The organism is Sporosarcina newyorkensis, assembly GCF_900167515.1.
GTDB classification, from domain to species: Bacteria; Bacillota; Bacilli; order Bacillales_A; family Planococcaceae; genus Sporosarcina; species Sporosarcina newyorkensis.
The window spans coordinates 1-3,975 of record NZ_FUYJ01000015.1; the positions used below are offsets into that span (position 1 = coordinate 1).

General features: G+C 38.4%; 4 protein-coding genes. All 4 read left to right on the forward strand.

Annotated elements, in window-relative coordinates:
• Positions 1 to 225 precede the first annotated feature (225 nt).
• Entirely contained in the window at positions 226 to 492 is a 267-nt protein-coding gene (locus B5D59_RS17925) for a ferredoxin (RefSeq protein WP_078818865.1), read from the forward strand.
• Between the two features lie 66 nt (positions 493 to 558).
• On the forward strand, positions 559 to 1,587 hold the full coding sequence (locus B5D59_RS17930) for an NAD(P)/FAD-dependent oxidoreductase (protein WP_078818866.1): 1,029 nt from the start codon (positions 559 to 561) through the stop codon (positions 1,585 to 1,587).
• Positions 1,588 to 1,735: 148 nt separating this feature from the next.
• Positions 1,736 to 2,122: a VOC family protein gene (locus B5D59_RS17935; RefSeq protein WP_078818867.1), complete on the forward strand. Its 387-nt coding sequence runs from the start codon at positions 1,736 to 1,738 to the stop codon at positions 2,120 to 2,122.
• Between the two features lie 597 nt (positions 2,123 to 2,719).
• Positions 2,720 to 3,975: Rieske 2Fe-2S domain-containing protein (locus B5D59_RS17940; protein ID WP_078818868.1), on the forward strand; the 1,256-nt coding region annotated here is incomplete at its 3' end.

Sequence of the window (3,975 nt, forward strand, 5' to 3'; positions counted from 1 at the left end):
AATCAGTCATTGAAGAACCTGTATAGTGAAGGCTTGTATGATGACAATAAGAAAAGGTGGCAAGATGCCTTTCCTTTGAAAGAGGAATTTGAAAAAGACATGGATAAAGTAAAAAGTTAATTATCCGGAAGAACTATCATGATTTTGGTCTATTAAAAAGAATCTAGAACAAACTTCCAAGTGAACATTCATGTTTTTAATACATCAAGATGGAGTGGATAAAAGATGGCGAAATATACAATTGTAGATCAAGAAACTTGTATTGCTTGTGGTGCGTGCGGGGCGACGGCACCAGACATATATGATCACGACGATGATGGAGTTTCCTTTGTACTACTTGATCAAAATAAAGGTATTGTAGAAGTGCCTGAAGAGTTACATGATGATTTAGAAGATGCTCATGAGGGTTGTCCTAGTGGTTCTATTGAAGTTTCTGATGAACCGTTCAATAAAGAAGCTCTAGAGGATGAAAAAGATTATTCAAAAGTTTAATCCGTCAAAAACATGTAAGTAATTTATTGTCTTTGTATGAAAAAGACTAGAATCGGAGTGACCAAGATGTCTCAAAAAAAAGAAGTTTACGATATTATAATTATTGGTGGAGGTCCGGTAGGGTTATTTACAGCATTTTATGCCGGACTTCGCAATGCATCGGTAAAAATTCTGGAAAGTCTGCCTCAACTGGGCGGACAGCTTTCCGCTTTATATCCGGAGAAATACATTTATGATGTTGCAGGATTTCCAAAAGTTACAGGTCAAGAGTTAGTAGATAGTCTATTAGAACAAATGAAGCAATTTAACCCAGTCATTGCATTAAGTGAATCGGTGAGCGAAGTAGAGAAACAATCGGATGGGGTTTTCAAGTTAACTACAAATAAGGATAGTCACTACGCTAAAACAATTATTATCACTGCGGGAAATGGTGCTTTTAATCCGAAGAAGATCGAATTAAAATCAGCTGAGAAATATGAAAATGAAAACTTACATTACTTTATAGATGATCTTAATAAATTTTGTGGGAAAAGAGTGCAGATCTTTGGCGGTGGTGACTCTGCAGTTGACTGGGCGCTTATGCTTGAGCCGATTGCCAAGGAAGTCACACTTGCGCACAGAAGAGATAAGTTTAGGGCTCATGAAAAAAGTGTGGAAAAATTACACAGTTCCCGTGTGAATGTAATGACTCCTTATGTACCAAAGGAATTTAAAGGTGAAGGCAAAATAGAACATGTTATTCTTGAACAAGTTAAAGGTGAGGATATAAAGGTAATTGAAGTTGATGATGTCATTGTTAATTATGGGTTTATTTCTTCATTGGGGGCAATTAAAAACTGGGGTCTGGAAATCGAAAAAAATAGCATTGTTGTGAATTCTAAAATGGAGACAAATATTGAAGGGATTTACGCAGCAGGTGATATTTGTACGTATGAAGGCAAAGTTAAGCTCATCGCTAGTGGATTTGGAGAGGCGCCGACCGCAGTGAGCAATGCAAAGGTTTATATTGATCCAAGTGCGAAAGTTCAGCCTCTTCACAGTACGAGTGTTATGGGTGAAGAGAATAAAAAGAGTTCAGTCGTTGCGGGAATTTAACAAGAGTGGACGAAAAGATTAATGAGACGGAAAAATATTCTGTCTTGATTAATCTTTTTTCTTGAGAAGTTTAATAAAGATTTTGTTATCTTTTGTTTTTGCTTATTTTAATTAAGAATCTCGGAGAATGGAAAGGAAAGTGAATAGAATGGAATTAAAAATAGAACATATAGCCATCGTTACAAAAGATATGGACACATCTATCAAGTTTTACTCTGAGTTGATAGGATATAAGGTCCGTCTTCGCGGGAATACAAAAGACAAAGAATTAGCATTTTTGTATTTGGAGCAACAGCCGGGGATTGAAATTGAGTTAATTAAAGATTTGGGATTGCAGAAAGAATATAACAAAAATGGAATAGTGAATCATTTAGCTTTCACCGTTGACGATATCGATCATGCTATTAAGGAGTTTAAGGAGAAAAATGTTATATTTCAAACGGATGCACCAAATACAACACTTGAAGGGGGACGCATGATACTCTTTGAAGGGCCGTATGGGGAACTGCTACAGTTGGTCGAAAGAGTAAAGTGATTAGAGATACAGTGTCAAATCAGTTTAATATTCCAGAATAATTAGTATCAATAGTTTGATTTGAAAGAAAATTCAGACCTAATAGTGTAATGTTTTTGAGTATTTAATAAGATAGTATTGTTCTTACAGATATATAGCAGATATCCCTTTATAAATGACAGCGCTATCATTACGTGGGATTAAGGAATATTCCTATAATAATTATAAAATTTTGGAGTGAATTTATGAGGTGTTAGAACTTGTTCACAGCTTTCACCATTATACAATACATGGTTATCAAACAGCACTGTTGTACAAGTAAATTCTTAGATTCTAATTTCCTATTATTGTTTTTATACATAGGAGCTGTATATAGTTATTCAGATTTTACTTTAAATAAAACAATAGACCTGCGTAACAGAGGAAAATAACAGTCATGAAGAACATATTGTCTATGAATTTACAAAGCCAAATATATTTACTTTTATAAGCTTCGTATTAAATGACGACTGATCTGCAAATACGGTTGCTTATTTTCGGTAACTGCAAGAATACATTCTAGCAGTACACAATTCAAATCTACTCGTTTAGAAACAATATTTTAAGGGGGAAATTAAAATGCTTACAAAAGAAGATAATCAGTTGCTAACACAGACAGATGCAGGCACACCAATGGGTGAGTTGTTTCGGAGATATTGGATTCCGGCTCTGCAGACTCATGAATTGGAAAGCGATGGGAAGCCACAGCGTGTGAAGTTGCTGGGCGAAGACCTGGTCGCCTTCCGGGATACAGAGGGGAAAGTCGGGCTAATCGATGAACGCTGCCCGCACCGCGGAACCTCTCTTTACTACGGAATCAATGATGGCTGCGGCCTGCGTTGTATGTATCATGGGTGGAAGTTCAATACAGATGGGGAGTGTACGGAAATACCATCAGAACCGACGGATGGGAAATTCAGAGAATCCATTAAGATAAAGAGTTATCCGACAAAAGAAGTAAGCGGTATCATTTGGACATATATGGGGCCGGAAGGGTCAGAACCTGACTTCCCGGAATTCTATTGGGTGGGACTGCCGGATGAGAATAAATTGGTTGAACGAGTTTGGCAGGAATGTAACTATGCACAAGCGATGGAAAATGACCTGGACTACGTACATGCGGCATTCCTCCATAAAGCACATGGCAATCAGGAAACAGAAGAAGGAATCCTAAGCAGTGACTTGGGTATTGATCCCAACCATCCATTGGTGAAAAATCCGCCGGTCAAACAATCTGTACAGGACACGAATTATGGCAAGCGCTGTGTAGCTGTTGGGATTGGCACGGAAGAAGAAAATGCCTTTATGGAGATCCATTATATTTTCCCATTCTACACATATCCACCTCGCTTTGGAGGGGAGGATGGGATGTGGCATGCATTTATTCCGCGGGATGACCACAGCACTTGGACATGGGACGTGCAGTTTGCCCATAACCGTGCAATTGATGTACAGGCACAACATGACCGACGCGGCCTGAAGCTGGATGAAAACCTTAAAAAGCAGGTCAATAAAGAGAACGAATATAATCAGGACCGGAATTTGCAAAAAACTGGGAATTTCACAGGGATCCGAGGGATCGCCAACCAGGACCACGCCGCGACAGAAGCGATGGGTACGATCGTAGACCGAACGAATGAACGTCTGGGCACGAGTGATTTACCTGTTATTCATATGCGCCGTATCCTGCTGAAGGAAGTAAAAGAATTCCAAAAAGGAAAAGAACCCTTAAAACTGGAAAATCAGTCATTGAAGAACCTGTATAGTGAAGGCTTGTATGATGACAATAAGAAAAGGTGGCAAGATGCCTTTCCTTTGAAAGAGGAATTTGAAAA